At 38.9% G+C, this 15,533-nt stretch carries 16 protein-coding genes; all 16 read left to right on the top strand.

The genetic code is table 11. The features are described 5' to 3' along the window. Window positions 1-3: 3 nt before the first annotated feature. The 16 genes from CXF64_RS10770 to CXF64_RS10695 all read left to right on the top strand — a co-directional run bounded on the left by CXF64_RS10770 (window position 4) and on the right by CXF64_RS10695 (window position 15,502). Window positions 4-570 (top strand): hypothetical protein, encoded by a 567-nt coding sequence (locus tag CXF64_RS10770; RefSeq protein ID WP_101216998.1) that lies wholly within the window; start codon window positions 4-6, stop codon window positions 568-570. Beyond that, complete coding sequence (locus CXF64_RS10765) at window positions 563-1,927, top strand: AMP-binding protein (RefSeq protein ID WP_101216997.1); 1,365 nt, start codon at window positions 563-565, stop codon at window positions 1,925-1,927. Before CXF64_RS10770 ends, CXF64_RS10765 begins: the two co-directional genes overlap by 8 nt. Then, window positions 1,911-2,276: an ApeI family dehydratase gene (locus tag CXF64_RS10760; RefSeq protein WP_024606158.1), complete on the top strand. Its 366-nt coding sequence runs from the start codon at window positions 1,911-1,913 to the stop codon at window positions 2,274-2,276. Before CXF64_RS10765 ends, CXF64_RS10760 begins: the two co-directional genes overlap by 17 nt. Then, a complete protein-coding gene (locus tag CXF64_RS10755; RefSeq protein ID WP_101216996.1) occupies window positions 2,269-3,018 on the top strand; it encodes a glycosyltransferase family 2 protein in 750 nt (249 codons plus the stop codon). Before CXF64_RS10760 ends, CXF64_RS10755 begins: the two co-directional genes overlap by 8 nt. Next, window positions 3,008-3,976, top strand: coding sequence for an LpxL/LpxP family acyltransferase (locus tag CXF64_RS10750; protein ID WP_101216995.1), 969 nt, complete (start codon window positions 3,008-3,010; stop codon window positions 3,974-3,976). Before CXF64_RS10755 ends, CXF64_RS10750 begins: the two co-directional genes overlap by 11 nt. Continuing rightward, entirely contained in the window at window positions 3,969-5,513 is a 1,545-nt protein-coding gene (locus CXF64_RS10745; protein WP_101216994.1) for an HAL/PAL/TAL family ammonia-lyase, read from the top strand. The genes CXF64_RS10750 and CXF64_RS10745 overlap by 8 nt, the downstream gene beginning before the upstream one ends. Further along, window positions 5,506-5,934, top strand: a complete 429-nt coding sequence (locus tag CXF64_RS10740) for an acyl-CoA thioesterase (protein WP_007580812.1) — start codon at window positions 5,506-5,508, stop codon at window positions 5,932-5,934. Before CXF64_RS10745 ends, CXF64_RS10740 begins: the two co-directional genes overlap by 8 nt. A 23-nt stretch (window positions 5,935-5,957) precedes the next feature. Beyond that, on the top strand, window positions 5,958-6,467 hold the full coding sequence (locus tag CXF64_RS10735; protein ID WP_101216993.1) for an outer membrane lipoprotein carrier protein LolA: 510 nt from the start codon (window positions 5,958-5,960) through the stop codon (window positions 6,465-6,467). A gap of 46 nt (window positions 6,468-6,513) precedes the next feature. Continuing rightward, window positions 6,514-8,754: an MMPL family transporter gene (locus CXF64_RS10730; protein WP_101216992.1), complete on the top strand. Its 2,241-nt coding sequence runs from the start codon at window positions 6,514-6,516 to the stop codon at window positions 8,752-8,754. A 1-nt stretch (window position 8,755) separates the two neighbouring features. Next, complete coding sequence (locus tag CXF64_RS10725) at window positions 8,756-9,994, top strand: NAD(P)/FAD-dependent oxidoreductase (RefSeq protein ID WP_101216991.1); 1,239 nt, start codon at window positions 8,756-8,758, stop codon at window positions 9,992-9,994. Continuing rightward, window positions 9,982-10,542, top strand: coding sequence for a DUF3261 domain-containing protein (locus CXF64_RS10720; RefSeq protein ID WP_101216990.1), 561 nt, complete (start codon window positions 9,982-9,984; stop codon window positions 10,540-10,542). Before CXF64_RS10725 ends, CXF64_RS10720 begins: the two co-directional genes overlap by 13 nt. After that, window positions 10,539-11,708, top strand: a complete 1,170-nt coding sequence (locus tag CXF64_RS10715) for a beta-ketoacyl-ACP synthase (protein ID WP_101216989.1) — start codon at window positions 10,539-10,541, stop codon at window positions 11,706-11,708. Before CXF64_RS10720 ends, CXF64_RS10715 begins: the two co-directional genes overlap by 4 nt. After that, a complete protein-coding gene (locus tag CXF64_RS10710; protein ID WP_024591752.1) occupies window positions 11,701-12,156 on the top strand; it encodes an ApeP family dehydratase in 456 nt (151 codons plus the stop codon). The genes CXF64_RS10715 and CXF64_RS10710 overlap by 8 nt, the downstream gene beginning before the upstream one ends. After that, a complete protein-coding gene (gene fabG / locus CXF64_RS10705; RefSeq protein WP_007580797.1) occupies window positions 12,153-12,878 on the top strand; it encodes a 3-oxoacyl-ACP reductase FabG in 726 nt (241 codons plus the stop codon). Before CXF64_RS10710 ends, fabG begins: the two co-directional genes overlap by 4 nt. After that, window positions 12,878-14,107: a beta-ketoacyl-ACP synthase gene (locus CXF64_RS10700; protein ID WP_024591754.1), complete on the top strand. Its 1,230-nt coding sequence runs from the start codon at window positions 12,878-12,880 to the stop codon at window positions 14,105-14,107. The genes fabG and CXF64_RS10700 overlap by 1 nt, the downstream gene beginning before the upstream one ends. A gap of 90 nt (window positions 14,108-14,197) precedes the next feature. Next, window positions 14,198-15,502 carry a DEAD/DEAH box helicase gene (locus CXF64_RS10695; protein ID WP_002958629.1) on the top strand — a complete coding sequence of 435 codons (1,305 nt, stop codon included), beginning with the start codon at window positions 14,198-14,200 and terminating at the stop codon, window positions 15,500-15,502. Window positions 15,503-15,533: the final 31 nt, after the last annotated feature.

Below are 15,533 nucleotides of genomic sequence, written 5' to 3'. Positions count from 1 at the left end.
ACTATGTTAAAAGCAGTTTTAACAACGTTAATTATGATTTGCTTGGCTTGCTACCCTATTATTGTGTACGTAGGCCTTACGCGTTTTAATAGTCAGATTATTACAGTATTACTGCTATTTATACTCGGGCTTAGACTTTGGTTAAGCAGAGCCTTGTTTGATAAAATGCCGTGGTTAAAGCCCGCTACATTTTTAGCAGCTATTACTATTTTGATTTCCAAGGTAATGGATAGCGACTTAGGGCTGCGTTTGTATCCCGTAATCATTAATTTAGTTATGTTAGTTGTGTTTGCGTATTCTTTGTATAAAGGGCCTTCTATTATTGAAACCTTTGCGCGCATTACTGAGCCCTCACTTGATGAAAACGGTGTAATTTATACAAAAAAAGTAACGCTAGTGTGGTGTGTTTTTTTTGTATTAAACGGTGGCATTGCCCTGTACACCAGTATTTTTAGTAGCCTAGAAACCTGGGCTTTTTATAATGGTTTTATTGCTTACTTAGCTATGGGCACATTGTTTGCTATAGAGTGGCTAGTCAGACAAAAAGTAAAAAGGAACGCCGGTGTTTAATGCTTTTCAAAGTAATGCGATAAGAACATGTTTTAATCATACTGATAATGATATTTCGGAGCGTCAGTTTGTTAGTGATATAAACGCAGTTTTAGCAAAGCTATCAACGTTAAATGCTAAATCATCGGTTGTTTTATACACCACAGACACCTACAAATTTGCCGTGTACTTATTTGCTTTGGCACTACACGGAAACACAGTGATTTTGCCGCCTAATGGGCAACCTGCAACGTTAAACTCCTTGCTTAAACAAACACCTTTTTTTATTGGTGAGTCTGAATTAGTAGCCGATTTAGAGGCTGATTTTTTAGATATAGGCACCTTAGTCAATCAACCTCACTTTGTATCTATTGAAACAATTAAGTGGCCTCAAGAAGGCACAATTGTTTTTTACACGTCGGGCTCGTCGGGTAAAGCAAAGCCAATTGTAAAAACGTGGCAGGTAATAAATAAAGAATTAAGTACATTAATTAATAGCTACGCACTGATTGATAATCCTATTTTTATAGCGAGTGTTTCGCATCAGCATATATACGGCTTATTGTTTAGATTATTGTGGCCATTACGTGCAGGAAAGGTTGTAAATACAGAACTATTGCATTACCCAGAACATATAGCTACAAAGCTCAAGTTATTTAAAAAAGTAGTGTTTGTTTCAAGCCCAGCGCAGTTAAAACGGTTATGTATTGATAATGTTTTAGTGGATGATAAGTCTCATTTACAATGGATTTTCTCATCAGGTGGACCGCTATTAAACGAAGATGCTGTATCATTGTTTACGCAATTAAATAAACCAGTTACACAAGTTTTTGGTAGTACCGAAACCGGTGGTATTGCATATCGACAAGTTACTTCACTTGAAAAGGTTAGCCTTTGGCAGCCTTTTTCGGGTATTAAAGTACGGGCTTTGGACGATCAGCGTTTAATTTTAAACTCACCGCTCGTTCGCGACAAAAATTACCCTTTAGATGATAGAGGCGAAGTACTTAAAAATGGTCAATTTAGACTATTAGGCCGATTCGACCGAATTATAAAATTAGAAGAAAAGCGATTAAGTTTAGATGAGCTAGAACAACATTTGTGTACTAGTGAGTGGGTAAGTGAAGCTAAAGTAATCGCCTTGCCTGGTGAGCGATTAATTGTAGGCGCTATTGTTGTGCTTACGCATAAAGGGCAGATGTTTTTTAATGGTGACGGTAAGTTAGCTACAAATAATTTATTAAAAGCGCATGCATTAGCGCGCTTTGAGCGAATTTGTATCCCTAAAAAGTGGCGTTTTGTAGATCAATTACCATACAACTCACAGGCAAAGTTAAATTTAAAAGCATTGGAGAGTCTTTTTGCAAAAGTTGACTAAAACACAGCCTGATTTACTGTCTTGTGAAAAAGCAGAGCAAAAGTATAAATTAAGCTTACTAGTTCCTCATGATTTAGATTATTTCAAAGGACATTTTACGGATGGCCCAATACTCGCAGGTGTTGTGCAATTAGACTGGGCTGTGGCTGCAATTTGTAAATATTATAATGTTCAGCAACCTGTTAAAAATGTTGAAGTATTAAAGTTTCAGGTAGTGATTACCCCAGGTATAACAATCGAATTATTGCTTGAGCAAAAAGCAGAGAATAAATATACCTTTTCGTATAATTCAAACAAAGGACAGCATGCATCTGGCCGTGTTGTTTTTGATAGCCTAATAAATGAATAATTTTTGTATTGTTATCCCAAATTATAATCACATTACGGTTATTGATGATGTACTGAGCCAACTATCGTCATTTAACCTTCCTATTATTATGGTTGATGACGCAAGCAACGTCGAAGCTAAAAATGTGTTCAGTAAGCTTGATGCAAAATACGCGCAGTTGAGTGTAGTTGCCCACGACGATAATCAAGGTAAAGGCGGCGCGGTACAGACAGGCTTAAAGCAGGCGCATAAGCTAGGTTTTTCGCATGCGATACAGGTTGATGCTGATGGGCAGCATGACTTATCTGACATTAAAAAACTAATAGCGCTTTCAAACGCTCAGCCTAAAGCGCTTATAAGCTGTTGCCCAATATATGACGATTCAGTGCCTAAACACCGTTATTTAGCACGTTATTTAACGCATGTTTGGGTATGGATTGAAACGTTAAGTTTTACAATTGTAGATTCAATGTGTGGCTTTAGAGTATATCCGCTTGAGCCAAGTACAAAGCTAATTGATGAGGTATCGCTTGGAAAACGCATGGATTTTGACCCCGAAATTTTAGTGCGTTTATATTGGCGCAATGTGCCTTTTGTATTTTTACCTAGCCAAGTAATTTACCCCGAAAATGGGCTTTCTCATTTTCAGCCATTACACGATAACGTGCGTATTTCGTGGTTACACACCCGCTTGTTTTTTGGAATGTTGATTCGCTCTCCTGTGTTAATTTGGCATAAATTAAAGAGGCGTTATGGCCGCTAAACACTGGTCTAAAATGCAAGAGCGCGGTAATTTCTTAGGTATTCAAATACTGTTATTTGCTCATAAATTACTGGGTAGAAAAGGGCTGTGGATTGTTTTGTTTCCTGTGGTTTTTTATCTTTTTTTAACAGGAAAAGTAGCGCGTGTAGCATCTAAAGCGTTTTTAGCGCAGGTTAATGTTTACCAAGGCTGCAAACAACCTGTTACGTTTAAAATGCAATTAACGCACTTTTGCAGTTTTGCAGATAGCGCATTAGATAAAATTGATGCTTGGCTTGGGCGAATAACCCAACGTGATATTAAATACACTAATGAGCATTTATTTGCTGAGCTAGATGAGCAAAATCAAGGGGCTATTTTTATAGGTTCTCACTTGGGTAATTTAGAGGTGTGCAGGGCACTTAGCCAGCACCGCAGCAGTAAAAAAATAAATGTACTGGTGTTTACCCATCACGCTGTTGAATTTAATAAAATGCTTAAAAAGATTAACCCAGATGTGTCGGTTAATTTAATACAAGTGACTGATATGGGGCCTGACTTAGCTATTTTACTAAAAGAAAAAGTAGAGCAGGGAGAAATAATCGTTATTGTTGGCGACAGAACAAGCACAACAACGGCTTCTCGGTCGGTACAGGTACCATTTTTAGGCAAAAATGCCCCATTTTCACAGGGGCCTTTTATATTAGCCGCGCTGCTTGATTGCCCTGTTTACTTTTTGTTTTGTTTAAAAGATAAAAAAAGCAAAAAGTATCAAGTGATATTTGAACATTACAGCCAATCATTAAAAATGCCTCGACGAGAGCGACAGCAGGCGCTAACACTTATTATTACTGACTATGCACAGCGTTTGAGTTATTACGCAGCTTTATATCCTTATCAGTGGTTTAATTTTTACGATTTTTGGAAAAGTGATCAGCAGGTAGTGCGCGATCAATCAATGGAGAACAAGTGTGACTGAACAAAATATACAGCTTTTTGGCAATCAGCGATTATCAATTGAAGATATTGTTCGAGTTGCCTTTAATGAAACACAAGTGCAATTAAATAGCTGTGAAAATTTTAGCGTTAAAATTAATAGCGCTTTGCGTTTTTTAGACACACTTTTAAAAGAAGATGGCGTGATTTACGGCGTTACTACTGGTTACGGTGATTCTGTAACGGTGGCTGTACCCCTTGATTTAGTTGATGAATTACCTCTGCATTTAACTCGCTTTCATGGCTGTGGACTCGGGGATGTATTTAATAAAGTGCAAGGGCGTGCAATTTTAGCGACCCGCTTAACATCACTTTCACAGGGCTACTCTGGTATTAGCTGGGAAATGCTGCACCTACTTAAAGATTACTTAAATAACGATATAGTGCCTGTGATCCCGCAAGAAGGGTCAGTAGGTGCCAGTGGCGATTTAACACCGTTATCTTACGTTGCAGGTGCGATGGTAGGCGAGCGTGATGTGTTTTACAAAGACCAAGTACGTAACAGTGCAGAAGTTATGAAAGAAGTTGGCTTAGAACCACTAACACTAAGGCCAAAAGAAGGTCTTGCCGTTATGAATGGCACAGCGGTAATGACTGCATTAGCGTGTTTAGCGTTTGATAGGGCTAATTACTTAGCTAAACTGGCGAGCCGTATTACTGCATTATCAAGCTTAGCGCTTAAAGGAAATAGCCATCATTTTGATGAGATATTATTTTCAGTTAAGCCACATCCTGGGCAGCAGCAAATTGCACGTTGGATAAGAGACGATTTAAACCATCACGATCACCCTCGTAATGCAGACAGACTTCAAGATAGGTATTCAATCCGTTGTGCACCCCATGTTATTGGTGTTCTGCAAGACAGTCTGCCGTTTTTTAGGCACATGATAGAAAACGAGCTTAATTCAGCAAACGATAACCCAATAATTGACGGCCAAGGTGAGCATGTATTACACGGCGGGCATTTTTACGGAGGCCACATTGCAATGGCAATGGATAGCATGAAAACAGCCGTTGCAAACCTTGCTGATTTAGCCGACAGACAAATCGCTTCTTTGGTTGATACTAAGTACAACAATGGGCTACCTTCAAACTTGTCTGATAGCGCACCAGAGCGCCGTTATATTAATCATGGTTTTAAAGCGGTTCAAATTGGCTGTAGTGCTTACACAGCAGAGGCATTAAAACTAACCATGCCGGCCAGCGTTTTTTCTCGCTCTACGGAGTGTCATAATCAAGATAAAGTGAGTATGGGGACTATTGCGTCTCGCGATTGTTTACGTATTTTGCAGCTAACAGAACAAGTGTTAGCAAGTACGTTATTAGCCAGTATTCAAGGTGTTAGATTGCGTATAAAACAAGGCGATCTTGAGTTTTCGACTTTAACGCAAGATATGCAAAACATGTATACCGATATAACTGATTACTTTGAAAACCTCACTGAGGATAGACCAATGGAAGCCGTGCTAAGGCAAACAATAGGGTATATTCAAACTAAACGTTGGGCGTTGTATGAATAGTAAAGGTGCATTATTAACGCATGTGGTAGAAATTGAAATTCCATTTCATGACTGCGACCCAATGAATGTTGTATGGCATGGTAATTACCCACGTTATTTAGAAGTAGCGCGCTGCGAGTTACTGCGTTTATTTGATTATGATTACCCGCAAATGCATGAATCGGGCTACGCGTGGCCAATTGTTGATATGCAAATAAAGTATGTTGCCTCAGCGGTATTTACTCAAAAAATTAAAGTAGCGGCTTACTTAAAAGAATACGAGAACCGACTACGGATTGATTACGTAATCACTGACTCGCTAACTAATAAGCGCCTTACTAAAGCCTCAACCACGCAAGTTGCGGTTGAGGTTAGCTCCAAAGAAATGCAATTTGAATCACCCGCTATTTTATTTAATAAGTTAAAAGCGGTTTTGAATTAAATTTTTATTTTATAGGCGATTAAATGAATTTTTTAAAATGTTTTACATTGAGCATAGCCATTAGCTTTTTACTGTTTTGCTCTGTAGTAAATGCAGCAGCTATTAAAGGTGAGTTTAAGCAATATAAGCAATTTAATGGATTTGCTAAGCCTTTTATTTCGTCGGGTGTGTTTTCGTTAATTGATGAAAAGCTAATTTGGCAAGTGAAAATGCCTGTTGAGAGTATGCTCATAATAGAAAACGGCAAAGTGCTTGCACAAAATGCCAATGGTGAGTTAATACCACAACCCGGTAGCGAGCAATTTGTAGGATTACTGAGTGACTTACTTAGCGTAAATATGAGTGCTCTGGAAACACGTTTTGACATTGCTAAAATGCAAGACAGTTGCACACAGTTAATACCAAAAGAAGCGATGCTACAGCAATTATTTAGTGATTTTATTTTATGTGAAACTGCTAAGCAAGTGAGCAGTATTACACTAAATGAGCACTCAGGAAATAACACAAAAATTGAGTTTACTTATTCCAAATAAAATTATGTTTTTAAATAATGCAGTGGTTAATTAAGGGAATAGTGCAGTGACAAAACGAATTACCGTTATTGTAGGGTGGTTTAGCAGTTTAATTTTACTTTTTGCTGCAGCTTTTTGGCTGTCTAAACCAACGTTTAGCGCCGATATGTTTAGCTTATTGCCAAAGTCGCATTCCCAAATTGCACATGCGGAAGATGTTTTTTTTCAGCAAAATGCTAACCGTATTATGTTCTCGTTTGCAGGAAATAATAAAAATAAAGCATTTGATGATTTCCAAAAATGGCTCGGCGATAATGCAATTAAAAGCACATTTAACTTTCCGTCCGTTAACGATTTAGCGCAAACATTCTCACCTTTCAAACATGCGTTATTCAGTGATACTTACAAGCAAATATTAAGCAAAAAAACAACGTTTGAACATTATTACCTTGAGCAACTAAATCAGTTAGGCAACCCATTTGTAAGTGCTACCTTAAGCAAAGATACAAGTTTGAGCTTAGCGGCCTTTATAGAAGACAACTTAAAACAAAGCCAATTGTTTACGCTTGAACAAGGTCGTTTAACTCGACGTTTAAAAGGCGTTGAATACCGTGTCATTTTGGCAAACTTAGCGCCTGAAAATTTAGGGATTAATAAATCAATTGATTTAGCTGGCGCGATAATTAAACAGATTAATATACTTAATAAAACCTACCCTGATTTAACCATTACTTACTCTGGTGTGCTATTTCATACGGCTGAAAATGCTAAACAAGCTAAATACGAGATGAGCCTGTTTGGTGGCATTAGCTTATTAGCCCTTATTGGTATGGTATTTTGGGTATTTAGGCGTTTAAACAGTATTTTATTAGCAAGCTTTACCGTACTGAGCGCACTTATTGGTGGCGCTATCGCTATGGTGTTGCTGTTTAATACTATTCATTTATTAACGCTTGTTTTTGCAGTTACCTTGATTGGTATTGCCATTGATTATGCATTTCATGGTATGACTGATTTAGCCAAAAAAGAGCATGAAAAAGGCTACAGCAAAGGGACACAATCTGCGCTTTTATTGTCTCTTATTACGACTATGTTGGGTTATTGCTGCTTACTAGGTGCGCCACTAACGTTATTATCTCAAGTTGGTGTGTTTGTTATTGCGGGTTTAGTGAGTGCTTGGCTATTTACAGTTTTAGTTTTGCCATTGTGGCAATCTACACTCACGTTATCGCCTTCGAGTTTATTGATGAGTCAAAAGCTCATTAAGGTTTTTTTATACTGCAATAGTTTAAAAAAACCAATACTCATTACGTTATTAGTCCTTATAAGTGCGTTATTTTTGATAAAACCTATTAGCTTTAATGACGATGTAAAGCTATTAAATGCAAGCTCCGAACATTTAATGCTAAACGAAAAAAAGCATTTGTTATTACTTGGGCAATGGGATAGCCAAATTGTTTTTATGTTTGCAGATAGCGACGAAGCGCTATTACAAAAGCAAGAACAGTTTTTAAAACGCTTAACCCAACTAAACCCTAATTTTAAACATAATAGCATTAGCCATTGGTTGCCTAGTTTACAAAAGCAGAGGGATAACCAAGCCTTGTTTGAACAGGCTAAAAACAAAGGGACTTTGGATATTGCAGAGCGCATTACAGGGCAAGCGTTAGTAAGTACAAAGGCACCGTTATTAACTTATGAAACACTCGCCACGAGTACATTTAAACCATTACTGCTTTCTCAAATGGTTGTTGAGTCAGAACAATCGATAACGTGGGTGTCTATTTCGGGTATTTCATCTGATCAACTAATTAATGAGGTTGAAAAAAACAATGGAATTTACCTTTATAATAAACCTAAACAAATTAGTGCTTTATTAAGTGATTACCGTGAATATTTACTATTAAGCCTAGTGCTTGCGGGTTTTATTAGTTGGCTGCTTTTTAGTTGGCGATTTACGATTAAGATAGCGCTGCTGCAGGTGACCATTTTATCTGTTGTGGTGTTGAGCATGCTTTGGGTATGTAATGCGATTCAAGGTAGCTTGTCGTTATTTAATTTACTCGGTGCGTTACTTGTTATTGCCTTAGCAATTGATTACCTCGTTTTTTATCAAATAAATAAGTTAGAGCCCAAAAATGTGTTAGCGATTAGCTTATCGGCTGCGTCATCAATGTGGGTATTTGGCATGTTGAGTGCATCTGATACACCCGCTATTTTTAGCTTTGGGCTGAGTGTAATGGTAGGGATTTTAGCTATTTACTTTTTATCACCGCTGAGTGTTTTAAAGCCTCAAAAGGAACAATAATTTGAATAACCTTGAGCAGTACGATGTTGTTGTTATTGGCGCTGGGCCTTCGGGTGCATTGGCTAGTAGTCTTTTAGTTCAAAAGGGATGGCGGGTACTGGTACTTGAACAGCAGGCGTTTCCACGTTTTTCAATTGGTGAAAGCTTACTGCCGCAATGTATGGCGTACTTAGAAGACGCGGGCTTAATCGATACATTACATGACAATGCAGCGGCTTTAGGTTTTCAGTTTAAAGATGGCGCTGCTTTTCATCGGGCAGGGCAAAATACAACTATAAACTTCACCGAAAAATTTACTAAAGGCCCAGGCACTACGTATCAAGTGAAAAGAGCCGACTTTGACAAATTATTAGCAGACAAAGCACAAGGGCAAGGCGTAGAAATCAGATATAAGCACACGGTGATTGACTACTGTGATGAGCCAAATGGTGCATCATTAGTGGTACACAATGAGCAGCAACAAGCTTACCGCGTTAATGCCCGATTTGTATTGGACGCAAGTGGCTTTGGGCGTGTATTACCAAAATTGTTAGATTTAGAGCTTCCCTCTAGCTTTCCTGTTCGCAGCGCTTATTTTAGTCACTTTAAAGACAATATTAGTGATGCAAGCTTCGATCGTAATAAAATTTTGATTACCGTACACCCTCAATATTCTGACGTGTGGTATTGGCTTATTCCCTTTAGTGATGGTACTGCGAGTATTGGGGTTGTGGCACAGTCAGAACGTTTTAATGATGATGAATCTAGCGATTTACTAAATCAATTTATAGAGCAAGACCCTTATTTAAAAACACTGTTAGCACAGCGTGAGTTATTAACTCCAGCAAAAAATATAAAAGGCTACTCGGCAAATGTGAGTAAGTTATATGGTAAGCACTTTGCTTTATTGGGTAATGCGGGAGAATTTTTAGACCCGGTATTTTCATCAGGTGTAACAATTGCACTCAAATCTGCAAATTTAATTGCCCCACTTGTTGATCGCTATTTAAAAAACGAAGTCGTCGATTTTGACGCTCACTATGCACAGCCATTACAAGCTGGAGTCGATTGTTTTAGAACATTTGTAACAGGGTGGTACGATACGCGTTTTCAGGATGTGATATTTTACTCTGAACAAAATACTCAGGTGCGAGAAATGATTAGTGCTATTTTAGCGGGTTACGCATGGGATACAAATAACCCATTTGTTGCACAAAGTGAACGCCGTTTAAATGTGTTGGCTCAGTTATGTCAAAATTAATTAAGTATGCGGTGTGTAGTGTATTTATATTTGCTGTATTGAGCGCATGTACGAGTTTTACAGCATCTAAAAATAGAGTGTATCTATCACCTAATATTCAATTAAATATTAATAGCGTGCCAGCACAAATGTTTGATAAGTCTTGGCAGCATGTTTTGTATATTACGAATCAGCAAAACACACACACTGTATTTGCCCAATTAGCTATAAATGACAAAGGTGCAATTAAGTTATTGTTAATGACAGTGCAAGGCTTTCCAATTATGGAGCTTGAAAAACCTTTAAATGGCCCCGTAAAAACACGAAATATGCTGGCGGTAGAAGGTATAGACCCTCATTATATTTTGGCGGATATTGCATTAGTACATTGGCCAGTAGCATTTTTACAAAAGCAGTTAGAGGGTGCTTCAATAGAGCAGGTTGGCTCTAGTCGGGAGGTATTTAACGATGAGGGTACATTTATCACCATTGACTATAGTGATGAGTCGACAACGTTGAACAATATTTTACATCAGTATCAAATAACATTTAAAAAGGTAGAACAGTGACATATTGGCTGAATGATTTAGGCATTGTGAGTGCGATGGGCATAGGCCAAGATGCAACCACAACAAGCTTAAATAAATATAACCCTGCAACTCCTTTATTAACTTTAAATAAAAGTTTAAGTGCTGAGCAAACCCCGCTGTATGTCGGGCAAGTTCAGTCTATTGCTTTATCAAATAATAAACGTATCAATACATTTATTGATCTAGCTTTAGAGCAGATTAAGCCAACCTTAGATAAACTTTCGCATATTGATAAGTCGCGTATCGCAATTGTAATGGGTACTAGTACATCAGGTATTCATGATGGCGAAAGAGCGCGTAAAAGCTATGAAAGTACAAAACTCTGGCCTGATGACTTTAGTTACAGTGATCAAGAGTTAGCAACACCCGCTCATTACATTGCACATAAAATAGGGGCTCTAGGGCCTTGTTACAGTATTTCTACTGCGTGCACGTCGAGTAGCAAAGCGTTAATTAGCGCCCGAGCTTTGCTAAATGCTGATTTAGCCGATGTGGTAATTTGTGGTGGTGCGGATAGTTTGTGCCAATTAACAATTAATGGCTTTGACTCGCTCGCTTCTTTAAGCTCGGGTTTATGCCAGCCTTTTTCTAGCACCAGAGACGGCATTAATATTGGTGAAGGGGCCGCTTTATTTGTAATGACTAAAAATACGCCAATAACAAATAACGGCGTTATGTTACTAGGCAGTGGCGAAAGCTCAGATGCGCATCATATGTCAGCCCCCGATCCTAATGGGATGGGCGCCCAAGCCTCAATGGAAAAAGCACTAAAAAGCGCAAAGTTATCCTGTGGTGATATTGATTATATTAACGCTCACGGTACGGCTACTGTAAAAAATGACGAAATGGAAGCACTTGCAATTAATCGCGTGTTTGGCAACAATACCCCGCTTAGCTCAAGTAAGCATTTAACAGGGCATACTCTTGGTGCTGCAGGCGCCATTGAAGCCGGTATATGTTGGTTATTATTAAAAGATAGCGGCCAACATATGCTGCCGTATAACGCGATTAAAGAAGGCAGTGATTTGGCTGATATAAAAATAATAAAACAAGCGTTTAAGCCCGCTCTTAAATACTGCTTATCTAATTCATTTGCGTTTGGCGGTAATAATGCCAGCTTAATATTGGGAGTTAACGTTGACTAATTACCCTATAGAGCAAGTAGTCCCGCATGATGCGCCTATGATTTTAATAGATAGCCTTTTAACACACAGCGAAGATGAAGCTCAATGCGGCGTTACTATAACTGAGCAAAGCCCTTTTTTTAGTCCTGCAATTAACGGCGTACCTAGCTATATTGGTGTTGAGTACATGGCGCAGTCTATTGCCGCTTACGCTGGTGCGTTAGCGAATGATGAAAATAAACCTGTAAAAATTGGTTTTTTAATTGGCACGCGAAAGTATCAAACTTATCAACCGTGTTTTAAAAACGGCAGTAAGCTGACTATTGAAGTGAAAAAGCTATATCAAGAAGAGTCAGGTTTAAGTGTATTTGAATGCCAAATACTCGTGTGTGAAACTCTACTTTGCCAAGCAAAAATTAATGTATTTCAGCCTGAAAACCCGTTGGAATTTATAAGAGAAAATCAATGACAAAAAGAATTTTAGTTACGGGTTCAAGCCGTGGTATTGGTAAAGCTATTGCGTTAAAACTTGCTGAGCAAGGGTTTGATATTGCAGTACATTGCAGAGCGGGTGTTGAGCAAGCTCAAGCAACATGCGATGAAATTAATGCATTAGGTAGAGCCACCAGTTTATTACAATTTGATGTATGTGACAGAGAGCAGGCCAAAGCACAAATAATAGAAGATATAGCTCAGCATGGCGCTTATTATGGCGTGGTGTGTAATGCAGGTATTACTAACGATATGGCATTTCCTGCTATGCAAGGGGAAGACTGGGATTGTGTAATACGTACAGGCCTTGATGGGTTTTATAATGTAGTACACCCAACTGTAATGCCTATGGTACAAAGCCGTAAAGGTGGGCGAATAATTACAATGTCATCGGTGTCAGGTATTGCAGGTAACCGAGGACAAGTAAATTATAGTGCAGCAAAAGCCGGTATTATTGGGGCCACTAAAGCACTTGCATTAGAATTGGCAAAACGCAAAATCACAGTTAATTGTGTGGCACCTGGTTTAATAGAAACCGCGATGACTGATGAATTACCTATTGATGAAATGATGAAAATGATACCCCTTAAACGCATGGGGAGCGTTAAAGAAGTTGCGGGAACAGTCGCTTTTTTAATGTCTGATGATGCAGCTTACATAACACGCCAAGTGATTTCGGTTAATGGTGGCATGGTTTGATTAAACGCGTTGTTGTAACAGGGATGTCGGTGGTCACTGCATTGGGCGATGATTGGTCTGAATTCAAACAAGCCTTAATTAAAGGCGAAAATGCTGTTGTTACTATGCCAGAGTGGGATATAGCTGACGACCTCAATACTCGTTTAGCCGCGCCAGTTAAACACTTTGAGCGACCAGGTCATTACAAACGAAAACAAATCCGTTCAATGGGGCGAGTGTCACTTATGTCAACTCGTGCTACTGAATGCGCACTTGAACAAGCCAAACTACTCGAGCACGAAAGTCTAACAGATGGCTCTACGGGTATAGCGTATGGCTCATCTACTGGCTCTACTGAGCCATTACTCGCCTTTGCAAATATGATGGAAACGGGGTCGATGTCAGGTGTAACAGCCACGAGTTACATTAAAATGATGGCGCATACTGCCCCTGTAAATGTTGGTGTGTTTTTTGGTTTAAAAGGGCGTGTTATAACAACAAGCTCTGCTTGTACATCGGGATCTCAAGGAATAGGCTTCGCCTATGAAGCGATTAAGTTTGGCCGACAAAAAATAATGGTGGCTGGTGGAGCAGAGGAATTATGCATCACAGAGGCTGCAGTATTTGATACGCTTTATGCAACATCTACAAAAAATGAAACACCAAAACAAACACCAAGACCTTTTGATAAAAATCGCGATGGCTTAGTGATAGGCGAAGGCGCGGGTACACTTATTTTAGAAGAATACGAACATGCAAAAGCGCGCGGAGCAACAATATTAGCTGAGGTGGTTGGTTTTGGTTGTAATTCTGATGGACAGCACGTTACTCAACCAACATCAAAAACAATGCAACTAGCGATAGAAATGGCACTGCAAGATGCCAATTTAGAACCAGAAAAAATTGGTTACGTTAATGCTCATGGTACATCAACAGATAAAGGTGATATTGCCGAGTCTCACGCAACGTTTAAAGCATTGGGCAGCAAACCTATTAGCTCGTTAAAAAGTTATTTGGGGCATACATTAGGTGCTTGTGGTGCAATAGAAGCATGGGCAAGCATTAATATGATGGCAGATAACTGGTTTGCACCAACAATTAATTTAGATAACGTTGATGACGAATGTGCTCAGCTTGATTACATAAGGCATCAAGGGCGTGAGATTAATACCGATTACGTGATGAGTAATAACTTTGCGTTTGGTGGTATTAACACCTCTTTAATATTTAAACGCTATAAAGTAGATTAAACACGTTAAAAGATAAGTTATGACTAACTGTTAGCTCGTTTTTACTGTATAATTTGCGACCCTTGATAATGTGGCCGTAGGTTATACAGCATGAATTTTAAATCTTTTAGTTTCGCTCCTGAAATCATCCAGGCGTTGGACGAACTTAACTATCACACCCTTACGCCCATTCAGCGCGCAGCAATTCCTGCTGTTCGTAAAGGTAAAGACGTTTTAGCCAGTGCACAAACTGGTACCGGCAAAACTGCCGCGTTTGCTTTACCTATCATCCAAAAATTGGTTGAGTCTGAACTCAGCACAACTAATGCACCTCATGCATTAGTACTTGCTCCAACGCGTGAACTTGCAGAACAAATTGCAAATAATTTTAGAGATTTTGCAAAGCATACATCACTTAAAGTCGTTAGCTTATTTGGTGGTGTTAGCACTGCCGGCCAAGCAAATGCTTTAAAAGAAGGTGTAGATATTGTTGTTGCAACGCCAGGTCGTTTATTTGATCATATTCGTTTAGGTAACTTAAGCCTTGCAAGTGTTAAGCACCTTGTTCTTGATGAAGCTGACCGTATGCTTGATATGGGCTTTATTGAAGATATGCAAAACGTTATTAAAAGCTGTGCAGAAGAGCGCCAGATTTTACTTTTCTCTGCTACATTCCCTGCAGCAATTAAACAATTTGCATCTAAAGTATTGAAACAAGCTGAAATAGTCCGTGTTGATCAAACTAACAGTACAGCAAGCACCGTTGAGCATGTTGTTTACCCAGTTGAAGAACGTCGTAAGCAAGAGCTACTTTCTGAATTGATTGGTAAGAAAAACTGGCAACAAGTGCTTGTCTTCGTAAACATGAAAGAAACAGCTGATGAGCTTGTTAAAGAGCTTAACCTTGATGGTATTCCGGCAGGCGTTTGCCACGGTGATAAATCTCAAGGTAACCGTCGTCGTGCTTTACGTGAATTTAAAGAAGGCAAGGTACGCGTATTAGTGGCTACAGAAGTCGCTGCTCGTGGTATTGATATTGATGGCTTACCTCGTGTAATTAATATTGATTTACCTTGGCTTGCAGAAGATTACGTTCACCGTATTGGCCGTACAGGTCGTGCTGGTCGCCAAGGTCAAGCAATCTCATTTGTTAGCCGTGAAGAAGAAAACACTTTGTTTGAAATTGAAACGCTAATCGGCCAAAAAATCAAACGTGTATATTTAGAAGGTTATGAAGTAAGTAACCGTGAAGTACTAATTGATAAAATTGGTAAAAAACCAGCGCATTTACGCCGTACACGTTCTAACAAGTTATCAGGACAAGCAACCGGTGAAGCGAGAGCAGTAAATCGCTCACGTATTTCAAGCGTTCGTAAAAGCTTAAAAGGCGAAAAACTGTCACTTAAAAAGTCATAGTTAACGCCGTTTAGTTTAAAAAAACCTGAGT

The organism is Pseudoalteromonas sp. GutCa3 (genome assembly GCF_002836155.1).
Lineage (GTDB): Bacteria > Pseudomonadota > Gammaproteobacteria > Enterobacterales > Alteromonadaceae > Pseudoalteromonas > Pseudoalteromonas arctica.
Note: the sequence above shows the minus strand (reverse complement) of the source record. Positions and strands in the feature narration are given on the sequence as shown.